Annotated in this window: 11 protein-coding genes and 1 other RNA gene; 3 read left to right on the forward strand and 9 right to left on the reverse strand. The window is 70.7% G+C overall.

Annotation, left to right across the window (positions count from 1 at the left end; all coding sequences use genetic code 11):
- Nucleotides 1-174 precede the first annotated feature (174 nt).
- Nucleotides 175-2,016, forward strand: coding sequence for an ABC transporter transmembrane domain-containing protein (locus tag MMSR116_RS12665; protein ID WP_010682777.1), 1,842 nt, complete (start codon nt 175-177; stop codon nt 2,014-2,016).
- A 288-nt stretch (nt 2,017-2,304) separates the two neighbouring features.
- Here the strand turns inward: MMSR116_RS12665 and MMSR116_RS12670 are convergent, their stop codons facing one another.
- The 7 genes from MMSR116_RS12670 to MMSR116_RS12700 all read right to left on the reverse strand — a co-directional run bounded on the left by MMSR116_RS12670 (nt 2,305) and on the right by MMSR116_RS12700 (nt 8,456).
- Nucleotides 2,305-2,769 (reverse strand): methyl-accepting chemotaxis protein, encoded by a 465-nt coding sequence (locus MMSR116_RS12670; protein ID WP_010682776.1) that lies wholly within the window; start codon nt 2,767-2,769, stop codon nt 2,305-2,307.
- A 239-nt stretch (nt 2,770-3,008) separates the two neighbouring features.
- A complete protein-coding gene (locus tag MMSR116_RS12675; protein ID WP_010682775.1) occupies nt 3,009-4,022 on the reverse strand; it encodes a peptidoglycan -binding protein in 1,014 nt (337 codons plus the stop codon).
- Entirely contained in the window at nt 4,022-4,999 is a 978-nt protein-coding gene (locus tag MMSR116_RS12680; protein WP_010682774.1) for a MotA/TolQ/ExbB proton channel family protein, read from the reverse strand. The genes MMSR116_RS12675 and MMSR116_RS12680 overlap by 1 nt, the downstream gene beginning before the upstream one ends.
- A 200-nt stretch (nt 5,000-5,199) precedes the next feature.
- On the reverse strand, nt 5,200-6,018 hold the full coding sequence (locus tag MMSR116_RS12685) for a TIGR00282 family metallophosphoesterase (protein ID WP_010682773.1): 819 nt from the start codon (nt 6,016-6,018) through the stop codon (nt 5,200-5,202).
- 3 nt (nt 6,019-6,021) lie between these two features.
- Nucleotides 6,022-6,633 carry a 5-formyltetrahydrofolate cyclo-ligase gene (locus tag MMSR116_RS12690; RefSeq protein WP_010682772.1) on the reverse strand — a complete coding sequence of 204 codons (612 nt, stop codon included), beginning with the start codon at nt 6,631-6,633 and terminating at the stop codon, nt 6,022-6,024.
- Nucleotides 6,623-6,779, reverse strand: a non-coding RNA gene (ssrS, locus tag MMSR116_RS12695) — 6S RNA. The genes MMSR116_RS12690 and ssrS overlap by 11 nt, the downstream gene beginning before the upstream one ends.
- Before the next feature lie 108 nt (nt 6,780-6,887).
- Nucleotides 6,888-8,456: a glucosamine inositolphosphorylceramide transferase family protein gene (locus MMSR116_RS12700; RefSeq protein ID WP_010682771.1), complete on the reverse strand. Its 1,569-nt coding sequence runs from the start codon at nt 8,454-8,456 to the stop codon at nt 6,888-6,890.
- 274 nt (nt 8,457-8,730) lie between these two features.
- Here MMSR116_RS12700 and MMSR116_RS12705 point away from each other — a divergent pair, with 274 nt between their 5' ends.
- Together MMSR116_RS12705 and MMSR116_RS12710 are read left to right on the forward strand one after the other, a co-directional pair.
- The gene (locus MMSR116_RS12705; RefSeq protein WP_039892374.1) at nt 8,731-10,836 is read left to right on the forward strand and encodes a GumC family protein; all 2,106 of its coding nucleotides are present in this window, start codon (nt 8,731-8,733) and stop codon (nt 10,834-10,836) included.
- Nucleotides 10,833-12,161 (forward strand): VpsF family polysaccharide biosynthesis protein, encoded by a 1,329-nt coding sequence (locus tag MMSR116_RS12710; RefSeq protein ID WP_244625649.1) that lies wholly within the window; start codon nt 10,833-10,835, stop codon nt 12,159-12,161. The genes MMSR116_RS12705 and MMSR116_RS12710 overlap by 4 nt, the downstream gene beginning before the upstream one ends.
- A gap of 7 nt (nt 12,162-12,168) precedes the next feature.
- Here MMSR116_RS12710 and MMSR116_RS12715 read toward each other — a convergent pair whose 3' ends face one another.
- Nucleotides 12,169-13,410 carry a cellulase family glycosylhydrolase gene (locus MMSR116_RS12715; protein ID WP_010682768.1) on the reverse strand — a complete coding sequence of 414 codons (1,242 nt, stop codon included), beginning with the start codon at nt 13,408-13,410 and terminating at the stop codon, nt 12,169-12,171.
- Nucleotides 13,407-14,612: a DUF1972 domain-containing protein gene (locus MMSR116_RS12720; RefSeq protein ID WP_010682767.1), complete on the reverse strand. Its 1,206-nt coding sequence runs from the start codon at nt 14,610-14,612 to the stop codon at nt 13,407-13,409. The genes MMSR116_RS12715 and MMSR116_RS12720 overlap by 4 nt, the downstream gene beginning before the upstream one ends.
- Nucleotides 14,613-14,648: the final 36 nt, after the last annotated feature.

The following is a 14,648-nucleotide window of genomic DNA, read 5'->3' on the forward strand; positions in this document are numbered from 1 at the left end:
GATATCACCGGTTGCACCGAACCATGGGTTCGTGGCAACGGCACGTCCAAGCCGACCGTGGTGGCGGCCCGCGGCCATTGAACACACGCAATCGGATGAGCGGCGGCGTATACCGCAGGCTCTCTCCGGTCACAAGCGCCGCGGACCGGAAGATCGACTGACACGTGAGGCGTGATGGCTCGTAAGAACAAGGCCACCGAAGGCCGCCCAAAAGCCCCGCTGAGCGCGCTCCGGCCGCTGCTTCCGTTCGCGCTGCGCTACCGCGGCCGGATCGTCGCCGGACTGATCGCCCTCATCTGTGCCTCGGCTTCGACGCTCGTCGTGCCGATCGCCATGCGCAGAGTGATCGACCACGGCTTCACAGCCGATGGCTCCGAAGTGATCGACGCCTACTTCCTGGCGCTCCTCGGCGTCGTGGCGGCCTTCGCCCTGTCGAGCGCGGCCCGCGTCTACACCGTGGTGACCCTGGGCGAGCGCGTGGTGGCCGACCTGCGCAGCGCCGTCTTCGCAAGGTTGACGATCCTGGATCCCGCCTTCTTCGACCGCGCGCAATCTGGCGAGATCGTCTCCCGGCTCACCGCGGACGCCACGCAGATCAAGTCCGCCTTCGGCGTCTCGGTCTCGATCCTGCTGCGCAACCTGTTTCTCTTTGTGGGCGCCACCGCCATGATGGTGATCACGAGCCCGCGCCTCTCCGTGATGGTGCTTGCGGCGATCCCCGTGATCGTCTTCCCGCTGATCGTCTCCGGCCGCGGGGTCCGCCGCCGCTCCAGGGCCGCGCAGGATCGCTTGGCCGACGCCTCCGCGTACGCCGCCGAGGCGGTCGGGGCCGTGCGGATCATGCAGGCCTTCGGGCGCTCGGCCAGCACGGCCGCCCGCTTCGCCGCCACCTCCGAGGATGCCTACGCGGCCGCCCGCGATTCGGTCCGGGCGCGGGCGCTGCTCACGGGCGTGGCGATCTTCCTGATTTCCGCCTCGGTGGTCGGGGTGATGTGGTACGGGGCGCAGGGTGTCCTGAACCACACGATGACCGGCGGCGAGCTTTCGCAATTCGTGCTCTACGCGGTCTTCGGCGCCGGGGCGCTCGGCCAGCTCTCCGAGGTCTACGGCGATCTCGCCATGTCGGCTGGGGCGGCTGAGCGGCTGACCGAAATCCTCGCCGCGGAGCCAGCGATCCAGGCCCCATTGCCGGCGCTTCCGCTGCCCGAACCCGCCCGCGGCGCGGTGGACTTCGAGGCCGTGCGCTTCACCTATCCGACGCGGCCTGGGCATGCTGCCCTCGACGGCCTCAGCTTCGCGGCCGCGCCCGGCGAACGCATCGCCCTCGTCGGCCTCTCCGGAGCCGGCAAGTCGACCGTCTTCCAGCTGCTGCTGCGCTTCTACGACCCGCAGGGCGGCCGGATCCTGGTGGACGGCGCCGACATCGTGAAGGTTGACCCGGAGCGCCTCCGCGCCCGTATCGCCCTGGTCCCCCAAGATCCGGTGGTGTTCTCCGGGAGCGTCAGCGAGAACATCCGCTACGGCCGCCCCGAGGCGGGCGAGGCGGACGTGCGGCGCGCCGCCGAACTCGCGAACGCGCATGGCTTCATCACGGCCCTGCCGCAGGGCTACGCGACCCAGGTCGGCGAGCGCGGCGTGACACTGTCGGGCGGCCAGCGCCAGCGCATCGCCATCGCCCGGGCGATCCTCAAGGATGCGCCGATCCTGCTCCTCGACGAGGCGACCTCGGCGCTCGACGCGGAATCGGAGCGCGCCGTGCAGGCGGCCCTCGACACGCTGATGCAGGGCCGCACCACCCTGGTGATCGCCCACCGACTCGCGACGATCCGCGCGGCGGACCGGATCCTCGTCCTCGACGACGGCCGCATCGTCGAGACCGGGACCCACGAAAGCCTGCTGACCCAAGGCGCGCTCTACGCGCAGCTCGCGAACCTGCAGTTCACCGATGCTCTGGACGAGACCGCCCGCGGCAAGGAACCCCGTGCCCGCGGCGAGCGGTTGCCGGCCGGGGAGTAGGCAGAGACGGGCCCTCCCGCCGCGGTATGAACTGCCGCCCTGCCGACGCGCGACCGCGCGCGGCACCCGCTGGGTTGGCGCGTCAGGAGCGTCGGCAGGTCGGCCCGACCGACAGTGAAGGTCTTTGCGGGCCTGCTCCACGACGTGCGCGCCGGACGCTGTCGGCCGGGCACGGCGGTGCCGCTCCTGATCGCCGGAATAACGTCCGGAATCTCTTCTTAAAGGGCGGCACTGGCGGGCTGACCGGGGCCACACCGCTTGGGTGGCGCGGCCGAAAAGTGAAGGAACTTAGGCCGCGACGCTATTCGCGCGTCCGCGACGCTCCGCAGCAAATGCGTCCTGCGCCCGCTCGGCGGCAGCCTGGATCTGGCCGGCCTGCGAAACCAGCGTGTCGGTGGCCCGCGCCATCTGCCGGGCCAGGCTTCGCACATCGGCGGCGGCCGCCGCGAAGCCCCGTCCCGCCGCACCGTCGTGGGTCGATTCGATCGAGGCCCTGAGCGCCATCAGGCTCGTCTGGCTGGCGATCGCGGCCAACAGGCCGGTCACGTCCTCCGCACAGCCGGCATTTGAGACGACGGCATCCGGCCTGCGCGTCATCAGATGGGCCAACCCGTCCTCGAAGACCTGCATCGCAGCCGCGATGGCGCCGGCCTCGTAGCCCGGAGCACCCTCGACCAGGACCGCCGCCGACGGCGTGCCCGAAGTGAACGTCTCCGCTTCGTCGGGACGTGCAGACCTGATGAGACTCGACATCGTGGGCATCCTCCGCGGGATGCCAGCACCATGCTGAGCCATGGATAACGAAGCGTTAATCTAACACAGACCTGAGATCCAAGCCATGCTTCGAAGGTCTTTCTTCTCAATCAGTCTTGATCGGAGCCCGCCGCATCTGAAAAGATCAGCCTTCGAGTCAAAATGATCCGGCTTCGACCCATAACTCATGCAAATTGCGTCGTGACAGGCAGATCAATATTCGCACGCGCAGGCACTGGCTACCGCTCGGTGAGCTTCATCTCGATCCGGCGATTGCGCGCGTAAGCCTCTTCGGTGGTGCCGGCGTCGAGGGGCTGGAATTCGCCGAAGGCTCCGGCCAGGAGATGCTGCGGCGGGATGCCCTTGCCGGCGAGGTATTGCACCACCGCGATGGCGCGGGCGGCCGAGAGCGCCCAGTTCGACGGGAATTGCGCCGTGTTGATCGGGCGCGCGTCGGTATGGCCGTCGACCCGCAGGACCCAGGGCAGATCCGAAGGGATCTGCTTGGCGAGATCCGAGATGGCGCCGGCGATCCGGTCGAGCTCCGGTCCGGCCTCGGGCTTCAAGGTCGCGGAACCCGCGGGGAACAGCACCTCGGACTGGAGCACGAACCGGTCGCCGACGACGCGGATATCGGGGCGATTGCCGAGGATCTGCCGCAGGCGTCCGAAGAAGTCGGACCGATATCTGGCGAGTTCCTGGACCTTCTGGGCCAGCGCCACGTTCAGGCGGCTGCCGAGCTCCGCGATGCGCGCCTGCGATTCGCGGTCACGGCTCTCCGAAGCCGCCAGCGCGTCCTCCAGGGCGGCGAGCTGGCGGCGCATGGCGCTGATCTGCTCGTTGAGCAGATCGATCTGCGACAGCGCCCGCTTGGTGGCACCGCGCTCCGCCTCAAGCTGCTTGTCGAGCGGAGCCGCAGCACCCTGGCTGACGGTAGCGGCCTCGGCCTGCGTCCGGGCCTGATCGCGCTCGCTCTCGACGCCGGCCAGCGTCGTGCGGAGGTTGCGGACCTCGTCCTCCTGATTGCGGCGGTTCGAGCGCTCCAGCGCCAGCAGATCGGTGAGGTCGGCGATCTGCCGGTTGAGCTTGGCCAGTGTCTCGTCCCGGCCGGTCAGCTCCTGGGACAGGAAGAACTGGCCGACCACGAACACCGTCAGCAGGAACACCACCGACAGAAGCAGCGTCGCCAGCGCGTCGACGTAGCCGGGCCAGACGTTGAGGGTCCGGCGGGATCGCGCCGCCGTGGAGGCCATCAGACCCGCTCCCGGCCGAGCCGGTCGAGCACCTGCTTCAGCTCGCGCTCGCGGCTCGCCTGCGCCTCGACCCAGTCGCGGATCATCTGCTGCTCGGCCCGCATGTGCTGCACGAGGCCCTGGATACCCTCGGCGAGGTTGGTCATGGCGAGGGTGGCGGCACGGCTGCTGCCGCCCTCGGCGACCAGGGCGGTCAGGCGGTCCACGGCCTCCTTCAGCTCCTGCGAGCCAAGCGTGGTGGATACGGCCGGCGCGCCCGCCGTGTCGGCAACGGCGTCGCCCGACATCAGCCAGTCCTGCAGGTCGTTGTGGAATCGGGCATGGGCCTGGCCCGCCTGCAATTCCAGGAAGCCCGTAATCAGCGACGAGGCGAGGCCGAACAGCGAGGCCGAGAACGCGAGGCCGATGCCGGACAGCGGCACCGCGAGGCCAGATTTCAGTTCGTCAAACATCACGCCGGCATCGCCGCCCCCGCGCATGCCCTTGATGACGCCGCCCACCGCCGAGAGGGTGTCAATCAGGCCCCAGAACGTGCCGAGCAGGCCGAGCAGGATCAGGATGCCGGCGATGTAGCGCAGGATCTCGCGCCCCTCGTCGAGACGCGCCGCGATCGTGTCCAGATAGCCCGCGGTGCCCGGCAGAGTTGTCCCGGCGGCACGCGCGGCGATCATCGGCGCCATGGGCGCCAGCAGCGCCGGCGGCCGCTTGGCCTGCGCGCCGCTCGCCACAGCGTTGACGTAGCTGGTCTCGCGGAACAGCCGGATGACCTGCCCGAACGCGATCAGGACGGCGATCAGCAGCACACCGAGGATGAGACCGTTGAGCCCGGGATTGGCCAGGAAGGCCGGCGTGATCTGCTTGAACAGGATGAAGGCCAGGAAGCCGACCAGGATCAGAAAGACCAGCATGCGTCCGAGATAGATCCCGGGCCGCGCCAGCGGCTCTCTCTTGACTTCGCCGGTATCGCGGGCGGCCATCAATCGCTCTAGCCTGATCTCGTGGTTCGGTCGCCGGCGGCGTCCGTTGCGGCCACTGTGGTGTGAGGCCCGCACGCGATCAAGTCACGCGAAGGACACGCCAGTGCCCATCCCGGCCCGTGTTGCGATCGCGGTCAACGCCAACCTTCTAGACGACTTGCCCCTTTGCCGAACCGGTAGCCGATACGGAGACGCGAGCGTCAGTCCCAGAAATGCGGCCGGCTCTGCTCAAGATGCGGACCCAGACGGAGCGCGGACACCTGCGTGGCGAGGCCGCGCGCATCCAGTTCCACGGCAATGCCGCTGAGGGTCGCCTCCCCGACGGCGACCTCCCAGCGGGAGCCCGGCGTCTTCTGGATCATGCGGCGGATCGGCTCGTCCTTCTGCATGCCGATCACCGAATCGTAGTCGCCGCACATGCCGGCATCCGACATGTAGGCGGTGCCGCCCGGGAGGATGCGGTGGTCGGCGGTCGGCGTGTGCGTGTGGGTGCCCACGACGAGGCTCGCGCGGCCGTCGAGATAGTAGCCGAAGGCCTGCTTCTCGCTGGTCGCCTCCGCGTGGACATCGACCACAACGGCGTCGGCCGCCGCCCCGAGGGGGCAGGCCTCGATCTCACGCTCCACTGCCGCGAAGGGATCGTCCATCGCGTCGAGGAAGACGCGGCCCATCACGTTGACCACGAGCACCCGGGCGCCGCCCTGCGTCTCGATGACCGTCGCGCCGCGGCCGGGAGTCCCGGGCGGGTAGTTCGCCGGACGCACGAGACGCGGCTGGCGGGCGATGAACACCAGCGCCTCGCGTTGGTCGAAGCTGTGGTTGCCGAGCGTCACGGCATCGGCACCGGCCTGGATCAGCTCGTCGCAGATCGCCTCGGAGATGCCGAAGCCGCCGGCCGCGTTTTCCCCGTTGACGACCACGCAGTCGAGGCGCCAGCGCTCACGCAGGCGCGGCAGGTTTTCGCAGACCACGGTGCGGCCGGACCGCCCTACGACGTCGCCGAGGAAGAGCAGCCGCATCGGTCAGGCGGCCCCGTCGCAGCGGATCACACCCGCCTCAGTGATCACGAACCGGAGCGGCCGGTCGTGCGGCTCGGCGGGCACATGTTCGACCTCCTGCGCGGCGAAGCCGATGCCGACCGTGAGGACGGGGCGGAAGCGGGACAGGCGGGTGATCGCGCCGTCGTAGTAACCGCGGCCGTAGCCGATGCGCTGGCCGGCCCGGTCGAAGGCGGCCAGCGGCACAATAAGGGCGTCAGGCTCGACGGGCGGCAGCGACGGATCGGGCTCGCTGAGGCCGAAGCGTCCGGCGACGAGCGCGTCCCCGGCGCGCCATTCCCGGAACACGAGGCCATCCGGTGTGACGTGCGGCAGGGCCACGCGCTGGCCGCGGCCGAGCAGGCCTTGGGCGGCGGGACGCGGATCGACCTCGCTGCGGATGGGCCAGAAGGCGCCGACGAGATGGGCACTGGCGAGTTCGGGCAGCGCGAGGAGCGCACGCACGATCGCCGCGGAAGCGGCCTGCCGGGCGTCCGGGTCAAGGGCATCGCGGGCAGCCAGCGCTGCCTGACGGAGTCCGGCCTTGCGTGCCGCGCCCGAGTCGCCGGTTTCTGAAGAGGATGAGTGCGGAGCCACGTGAGCCGTTGGAGGATCGATCCCGGGAAACCTACAGCGTAGGTGGGCGCCGTGTTGGCCAAGTCCAGGGACGAGGCCAGGGACAGCTCCCGAGGGAGTCGATAAGGCCCCGGGGAAAGTGCTCCTGACGAACTCTGCAGCCCCGCCGACACCATGTAGCGGTCCGGGCGCGTTCCCGCCAGGGCCGCGCCGGTGGAAATCGGACGCATCGTGCGTTCCGGACAGTGCCCGTCCGGGACGAGCGGTCAGTCCGGTCATCGACAATCCGCGCCGGGCACTCGGCCTTCGCGGCTGACCGAGGCGTGTCCGTGTCGGGACGGTCTTCGGAACCGGAGGGCGCGGGCGGACCCGTCGATGCACTCAATCCCGCCACCCGCATTCACCGTGTGGAGGCGACTGCCCGGCCACGCCGGTCCGGGCCCGATGCGCGCAGTGATGGTCTGGGCGAACCCCTCCTGGTCGAGCCGATCGATCCGCGCCAGCGCCAGGGCGCGGCCATAGCCCTCGGCGCAGTCTTGGACCGGGCGGATCAGCGCCCCGTCCCGCGCGACCATCTGCCCGGCCGGGCGCGCGAAGGCGGGATCCACCAGCACCGGGTTGGCCGGATGCGGCGTGTACGGCCCCCGGAAATCGGGCGCGGACCAGAGGTGCAGCGCGTCGTGGAAGGAGCCCGACCCGGCCGGCGCCCCGGGCTCCGCGTCGCGGACGGTGGCGAAGATCCACCAGATCCCCCCATGCTCGACGAGCGTGGCGTCGCTCGCCACCACGCCGGACAGCAGCGTCGCCTCCTTCACCCAGCCGCCGGGGAAGCGTGTCGCTCGGTACAGGTCGACCGTGCCGGCGGCCGAACTCTCCGGCACCATCCAGACGTGACGGTCGCGCTCGAAGACGAACGGGTACGAGAGGTGGTGGGCCTCCTCCAAGACGGGGATGGGCGCCCCCTCGGGACCATCCCGACCAAACCGGACCGCCGAGATGATCGCCTTGCCGGTGGCGTGGGGGAAATCCTCGACGAACAGGTGCGTCGTTCCGCCGACGGCGATCGGGAAGGGATCGGCGTAGAAGCGCCGGCCGTCGTCGGGGAGCACGGTCCAGGCCGCGTCGGGGAGATGCCCGAGCGCGATCAGGTCGGGCCCGTCCAGGCGGCGCCAGCCACAGCGCCAGTGGGGAGCGTTGTAGCAGAGCCGGTACAACCGGTGAACGAGCGCGCCAGCGAGCATGCGGCCGGTGCGCGCCCCCAGCGCCGGGATCGGCAGCGAGACGGCGCGCGGGGCCGGCCCGTCCGCCGCGGAGACCGGTGCGATTTGCCCGGAAGCTCGGCGCCGCAGGGCAGCGGCGATGACCGTCGCCGTGCGGGCGAGCGCGTCGTCGAAGCTCGCCAGCACGATCCCCGGCCGATCGGCACCGAGGCGGCCCACGGCGACGACCGCTCCGTTCTCGACGAGGTCGAGCCGCGGCACCCCTCCCGCGACCAGGCTCGCGAGCAACGCCGCCGCGCCGCTATGTCCGTCGTAGGCCAGCTGCCAGGTACCCGGCCCCGTCGGCGCGTCGCCGCAGAGGTCGAGCAGGAGATCGGGCGCGGCGTCGGTCCGGCGCCACCGGTCGAGCTCGGCGGCGGCGAGCGCCGCCGAGCCCACCGGGCGCAGGCCGTGGACCAGGGCTTCAAGACGGAACAGCAGGTCTGCCGTCGCCGGCCAAACCTCGGTCGCGGGTGCATCGTCGATGCTCACGGCGCGGATCCCCGGCAACCCGGAGATGCGCCGCAGTAATGCGGCGTGCCATCGGACGGGCCGCGCACCGTCCAGGCGAACTCTCACATGCATCGATGCTCGCGCTCCCGCTCGGCGCGGAGGTTCGTCGATCACGAACACGGTTCCCGTCTACGACCTGAACCGTAACGGGAGTGATAACCCAGGAGGAGGAGACCGGACTTCGCGGGAATGTTCACCATCATTCCAGTAAAGACGGCGCATTCATGGAGCCACCGCAGTCTTGACGGCTTGCCAGTTGCCTGCGCGCCTCTCGCCTGCGCGACTCTTGCGGGAGGGGGTGTTACCCGCTCGGGGCTGAACCAGATCGAGACGACGGTGACCGATCGTGACACAGATCGACCATAACATCGCTGTCGCGACCTGGCTGTCTCCCATGCAGGAACCGCACCCGGAGCGACCGGCCCAAGGCCGGCCGGATACCACCGCAGAGTTCGGCGACCTGTGGCGAATCCTGTGGCGACGCAAGACGCTCGTGTTCGGCACGGCACTCCTGCTCAGCCTCGCGGTCCTGGCCTACGCTGTCATCGCGCCGTCCCTCTACACGGCGACCGCCCAGATCCTGATTGATCCGCGGGACCGGCAGGTCGTCTCCAACGACGTCAACCCGGGCGCGCTATCGCCGGACGGCGGCATCGCGCAGGTCGAGAGCCAAGTGAAGGTGATCGAGTCGGACGCGGTCCTGGGGCGCGCCGTTGCTCAGGCGGGGCTGGAGACCGAGCCGGGATTCGGCGTCCCCCAGGACAGCGCCGTTGCGCGCACCCTGGCGTCGCTGCGCGCGATGGTCGTCGGCCCGAAATCCGAGCGACGCGTCGATCCGCGAGGCCGGGCCCTGGACCAGCTGCGCCGGAAGCTCGCGGTGAAGCGCGCCGACAAGGTCTTCGTGATCGACGTGATTGTCACCACGACGGATCCCGATCTTTCGGCGCGCATCGTCAATGCCATCGCGGGCGCCTATCTGGCCGACCAGACGGAAGCCCGCTCCGACGCCGCCAAGCGGGCTGCGGGCGATCTGCGCGGCCGCCTCGACGAGTTGCGCAACGCGGTCAGCGCGGCCGACAAGAAGCTCGAGGATTACAAGGCGCAGAACGGCCTGATCACCTCCAGCGGCCGGCTCGTGAACGAGCAGCAGCTCACCGATTCGAACGCCCGCCTCGTCGCGGCCCGGGCCCGCACGGCCGAGGCCAAGGCGCGCCTGCAGGGCATCCGCGACGCGCGGGGTCAGGCGATCGGGTCGGGCGCGATGCCGGAGGCGGTCCAGTCGGCGGTGATCGACCGCCTGCGCGGCCAGTATGCCGAACTCGCCGCCAAGGAGGCGGATCTGCGCACGAACCTGGGCGAGCGCCATCCGTTCATCGCCGCGGTGCGCACCCAGATGCAGGACGTCCGCCGGCTGATCGACGCCGAGCTGAACCGCATCGCCGGCGCGGCCGAGACCGAGTACCAGCGGGCTCAGGCCAACGAGCGGACGCTGACGGCCGAGCTGGAGCGGCTCCAGCGGCAATCGGCGACGACCGCCAAGTCGTCGGTTCAGCTCCGCGAGCTGGAGCGCGAGGTCGAGGCGTCGCGCACGGTCTACAACACCTTCCTGGTGCGCGCCCGCGAGATCAAGGAGCAGACCAGCATCGACAGCTCCAACGCCCGGATCATCACGGCGGCCCGACCGCCGCAGGATCCGAGCTGGCCGCCGCGTCTGATCCTGGTGGCGGCCGCGCTGGTGGGCGGCCTCGGGCTCGGCGCCGGCCTCGCGCTGACGCGGGAATACGTGGCGCCGACGGTTCTCTCACCGCGCCAGCTGGAGCGGATCTCGAACGCGCCGGTGATGGCGGTTCTCCCCGGGCTGCGGCCGCGCGGCGCCAATGCGGCGGCGGCGAGCCTCACGCTGGACCACCTCGCGGCGACGTCGGGCACCGCGGGCCCCTCGCAGGCGCTCCTAGTGACCTCGGGCGAGTCGGACGAGGCCGAGCGCCGGGCGGTCATCCAGCTGCTCGCCTCCGTGGCGGTCGGGCGCGGTGACCGGGTGCTGCTCGTCGATGCCGACCTGCGGAGCGACGGCTCCGGTGCGGGCGGGCTCCTCGACATCCTGCGCGGCGAGCAGAGCCTGAACGCCGTGACCCAGACCGATCCGAAGACGGGCGCGCGCCAGATCGGCCTCGGCGACACCGGGAAGCCGATCCGCGACGCCCTGACGCCCGGCAACATCACCCGCTTTCTCGCGGGGGTGAAGGGCCGGTTCGAGCTGGTGATCCTGGACGGCGGCGTCCTCACGGAAAACCTGCGGCTCGGCCCCGTCGCCGCGGCGGCCGACCGCGTGCTGCTCGTCGCCTGCAACGGCGCGACGCGCCAGCGCGATCTCATCGACCTGGTCGACACCTCCGAAGCCCTCGGCCGGCCGATCTCCGGTTCCCTGCTCCTGAAGAGGCGGAGCGCGTGAGGGCAGCCCAACCGCAGGGCCTCGCCCGCCGTTCCGCCGCGTCGCCGAGGAGCATCGCGATCCGGCGCGGGCTCCCGCGACCGTTGCCGCGCGGGCTGGCGCGGATCGAATCCCTCGCCTTCGTCCTCTGGACGCTGATCCTCGTCGGCGTGTCGGGGGGCCTGCTCTGGGCGCTGGGGATCAACTACGACGGGATCAGCGGTTCGGCGCCGTCCAAGATCCACCCGGCCACCTATCTGGCAGTGGCTCTGACCGGCTGGACGCTGCTGCGCGCCGGCAACCCGGTGCTCCCCGTGGTCCGGGCGCTGAACCGCCGCCCCGCCTGCGTGCTGCTGGCGCTTTGCGGCGTCCTGCTCCTCGTGCTGATCGCGGCCCGCGGCGGGACCGGCCTCGCCGGCTCGATCGACACGTTCGTGCTGGCCGGCCTCGTTCCGATCCTGCTCATGGACCGCGATGCCGCGACGCTGCGGCGCCTGGAGACCGTGTTCCACCTCGTGATGCTCGCCAACGCCCTGCTCGGGCTGTTCGAGTTCGTCAGCGGCCAGCGCTTCTTTCCGTTCCGCTTCGACGGCATGGCCTTCGAGACCGACACCCGCTCGGCGGCGCTTCAGGGACACCCCCTCGTCAACGCCACGATGACGGCGTGCTACATCCTGGCCCTGGCCAAGGATGGCGGCCGGCTCGGCCCGGCCCTGCGCGCCGGAATGATCGCCCTGCAGGTCGTCGCCCTCGTGGTGTTCGGCGGTCGCTCCGCCACGGTGACGACTCTGGTCCTCGGCACCGGCGTCGGCCTCTTCGCGCTCCACCGCAGCCTGCGCGGCGGCCGCATCCCGCTCGCCGCGGCGGCCTGCGCGTGCTTCGCCCTGACGATGCTGCCGGTGGCGGTAACCGTCCTGGCCGCCGCGGGCTTCTTCGATACCTTGCTGGAGCGGTTCGTGTCCGACGGCGGCAGCGCCCAGGCGCGGGTCGACATGCTGGCGATCTTCAGCGCGATCCCGTTCCGGGATCTCCTCATCGGCCCGGACATCCTCCAGGTCAGCACCCTGCGAAGGATCTACGGCCTCGAATGGGGGATCGAGAACTCGATCGTCTCGGACCTGCTCTATCACGGCATCCTGGTGACGGCGCTTCTGGTCGTCGCGGTGGGCCTCTACCTCGCCGAGGTCGCCCGCGCGTGCCGCCGGGGCGTCTGGCTGCCGATCCTGACCTTCGTGATCCTGGTGAACACCTTCGAGGGGCTGGCCGGGAAGACCACGATGCTGGCCAAGTTCGTCCTGATGCTCATCGTCCTGTTTCCGATCGGGACGGACCGGGCCCGGACCTGACGGAAGCTCAGGGCCGCGCCCGCAGGCCGAGGGCGGCCACCAGGGCGGGATCGGGTATGTGCGCCTCGTCCATGAGGCCGAGACCGTCGAACAGGTTCCAGAACGACCACGCGAAGCCGGCTCGCTCCGCAGCCTCGCGCACGTCTCGGATGTAGGCCGCCCGGTCGATCGACCGCGCCGCCGTGTAGCGGGCATCGGTTCGCAGGGCTCCGAACTCGCCGATGAGCACGTGCCGCGGCGCGATGCCGTAGAGATCGGCCCAGGTCGAGACCGGCGCCATCGCGGCGGCGAGGTAGTCGGGCCCGGGCCGGGCCTCGAAATACTCGCGCAGCTTCCCCTCGATCACGGCGCGGTCGCGGATCTTCTCGGCCGAGGAGACCGTCTGGTCGGAATCGATCCGGGCCTGCACCGCGGCCAGGGTCTCCGCGAGCGTGCCGCGCGGACCAGGCCAGGGCACCGCGTTGAGCCAGCGGTAGAACGGTTCCTCGGTGAGCCACGGTGCGCCCTGGTGGGAGAACAGGTACGGCTCGTAGAAGTGGAAGGTGTAGAGGAGCGGCGCGTATCGCGCGAGGGCGGCCGGGTCGAGGGCCGTCAGCCCGGCGACCAGGCTGCCGCAGGAGCCCGTCGCCACAAGGGTCAGCGACGGGGCCGCCGCCCGGGCGGCGGTGAGGAGTGCGGCCTGGACGCGGTTCCACGCGTCGGCGCCGCAGGCCTGCGGCGGCTCGTTGACCGGCTCAAGCGCCACCCGGTCGAGGCCCTTGCGGGCGCACAGGCGGGCGAGTTCGGCCACGAGATCCCGGTAGAGCGGGAACAGGGGTGCACGATCGGAGCCGTAGAAGGCGTCCGGCGTGTAGTGATGGGTCGCCGCGTTTGCCTGGACGTTGACCAGCACGCGCATTCCGGTCGCCAGCACCGCGTCGATCGCCGCCGAGAGGCTGGCGAGGAGTTCGGTCCGCCGCGCGCCCGTGAAGGCCACGAAGGGACCGGGGTCGAGGGGAAGCCGCGTGAAGTCGAACCCAAGGGCGGCGAGGCGGCGCAGATCGGAGTCCGTGGGTGTCGGCCGATCCGATTGGAAAGGCGGCCACGCGTATTCGGTCCGCGGCGCCGGGTACTCGGTGGTGAGCGAGAACCAGGGCCACAGCGCGATGCCCCGGCGCAGCGACAACGGTTCGGCGGCGCGGGCCGGGAGGCCGTGCGCGCCCGCCGCAGCCACGCTGCCCGCCAGCAGCGCCCGCCGGCTCGCCCTCACCAGCCCGTCCCGGTCGTGGCACCGACCGGCGCCGGCCGCGGCGCGGATGCCACGGCCCCGGGGTGGTGTACCGCGCGGGTCGGTGCGGGCGGATAATTGCCAACCTGCCGCAGCGTGTCCTCGTAGGCGGCCAGCACGTCGTCCCAGCGGAAGTTCTCGGCCCGCTCCCGAGCCGCCGCGCGTGCGCCAGCGACCGTCGGCGTGTCGGTGAGCACCCGCTCGATGACGGCGGCGCAGGAATCCACGTCCGAGAAGTAGAACTGCCCCTCTCCGGCCGTGCCGCGGTTGAATGGGTTGTCGTGGGCGACGACGGCGCTCCCAGCCCAGAGGGCTTCGACCAGCGAAGGGTTCGTGCCGCCCACCGTGTGTCCGTGGAGATAGGCGCGCGCGTGCACCCGCAGGGCCTGCACTTTCTCGGCTTCGTAGATCGCGCCGGGGAACAGGACCTCCTCCGACGCGGCGTCCTCCACCGCCCGGTGGTACGGGTTTCCCACCCTCATCGCGCCGAGCACGACGAGCCGCGCGCCACGGCGTCGGCGCGAGAACGCCTCGACCAGGGTGAGGATGTTGTTGTCCGGCTCGATGCGGGCGATCGAGATCAGGTACCGGTCGGGCTCAAGGCCGAGCGGAGGTGGCCCGAGGCCTTCGGGTGGCGGGTCGCCGCCATAGGGGATCGTCGCGATGTCGCGTCGAGGCCGCCGCCGGGCGAGGTGGTCGGCGATGATCGGGTGGTCGGCCACGAGCCGCTGCGAGGACCAAGCCGCGATCCATTCGCTGGCATAGAAGAAGGCCCGGACCGGAAGCGGCCATTTCGGCCGGCGCCACTCGATACCGTCCATGTTGGTCAGGATCCGTCCGCCCCGGGCGCGCAGATAGGGCAGAAACACCGCGCCGTTGTAGCCGAGCACGAGGGCAACGCCGTCGCGCGCCGCCGCGTCATGGGCGCAGACGGCGTCGAAGGCGAGAGTCGCGGCCGGGCCGCGCAGACCGACTTCTACGGTAATCAGCTCGATGCCATTCCACATCCGGGACGCCACCCGGGTCTCTACCCGCTCGACATCGCGCTGGCAGTACACGCCGACGCGCCAGCCGCGGCCGGAAAGGTAAATCGCGAGACGCTCGGCGAAAGTCTCGAAGCCGCCATGGGCTGCCGGAAGCCCGCGCGTTCCGAGAATAAGTACCGTCGGCGCGCGTTCAGGCATGGTCCTTCCTTCCCATTTTGCCCATCCTAATATAAA

Source organism: Methylobacterium mesophilicum SR1.6/6, assembly GCF_000364445.2.
Classification (GTDB): Bacteria; Pseudomonadota; Alphaproteobacteria; order Rhizobiales; family Beijerinckiaceae; genus Methylobacterium; species Methylobacterium mesophilicum_A.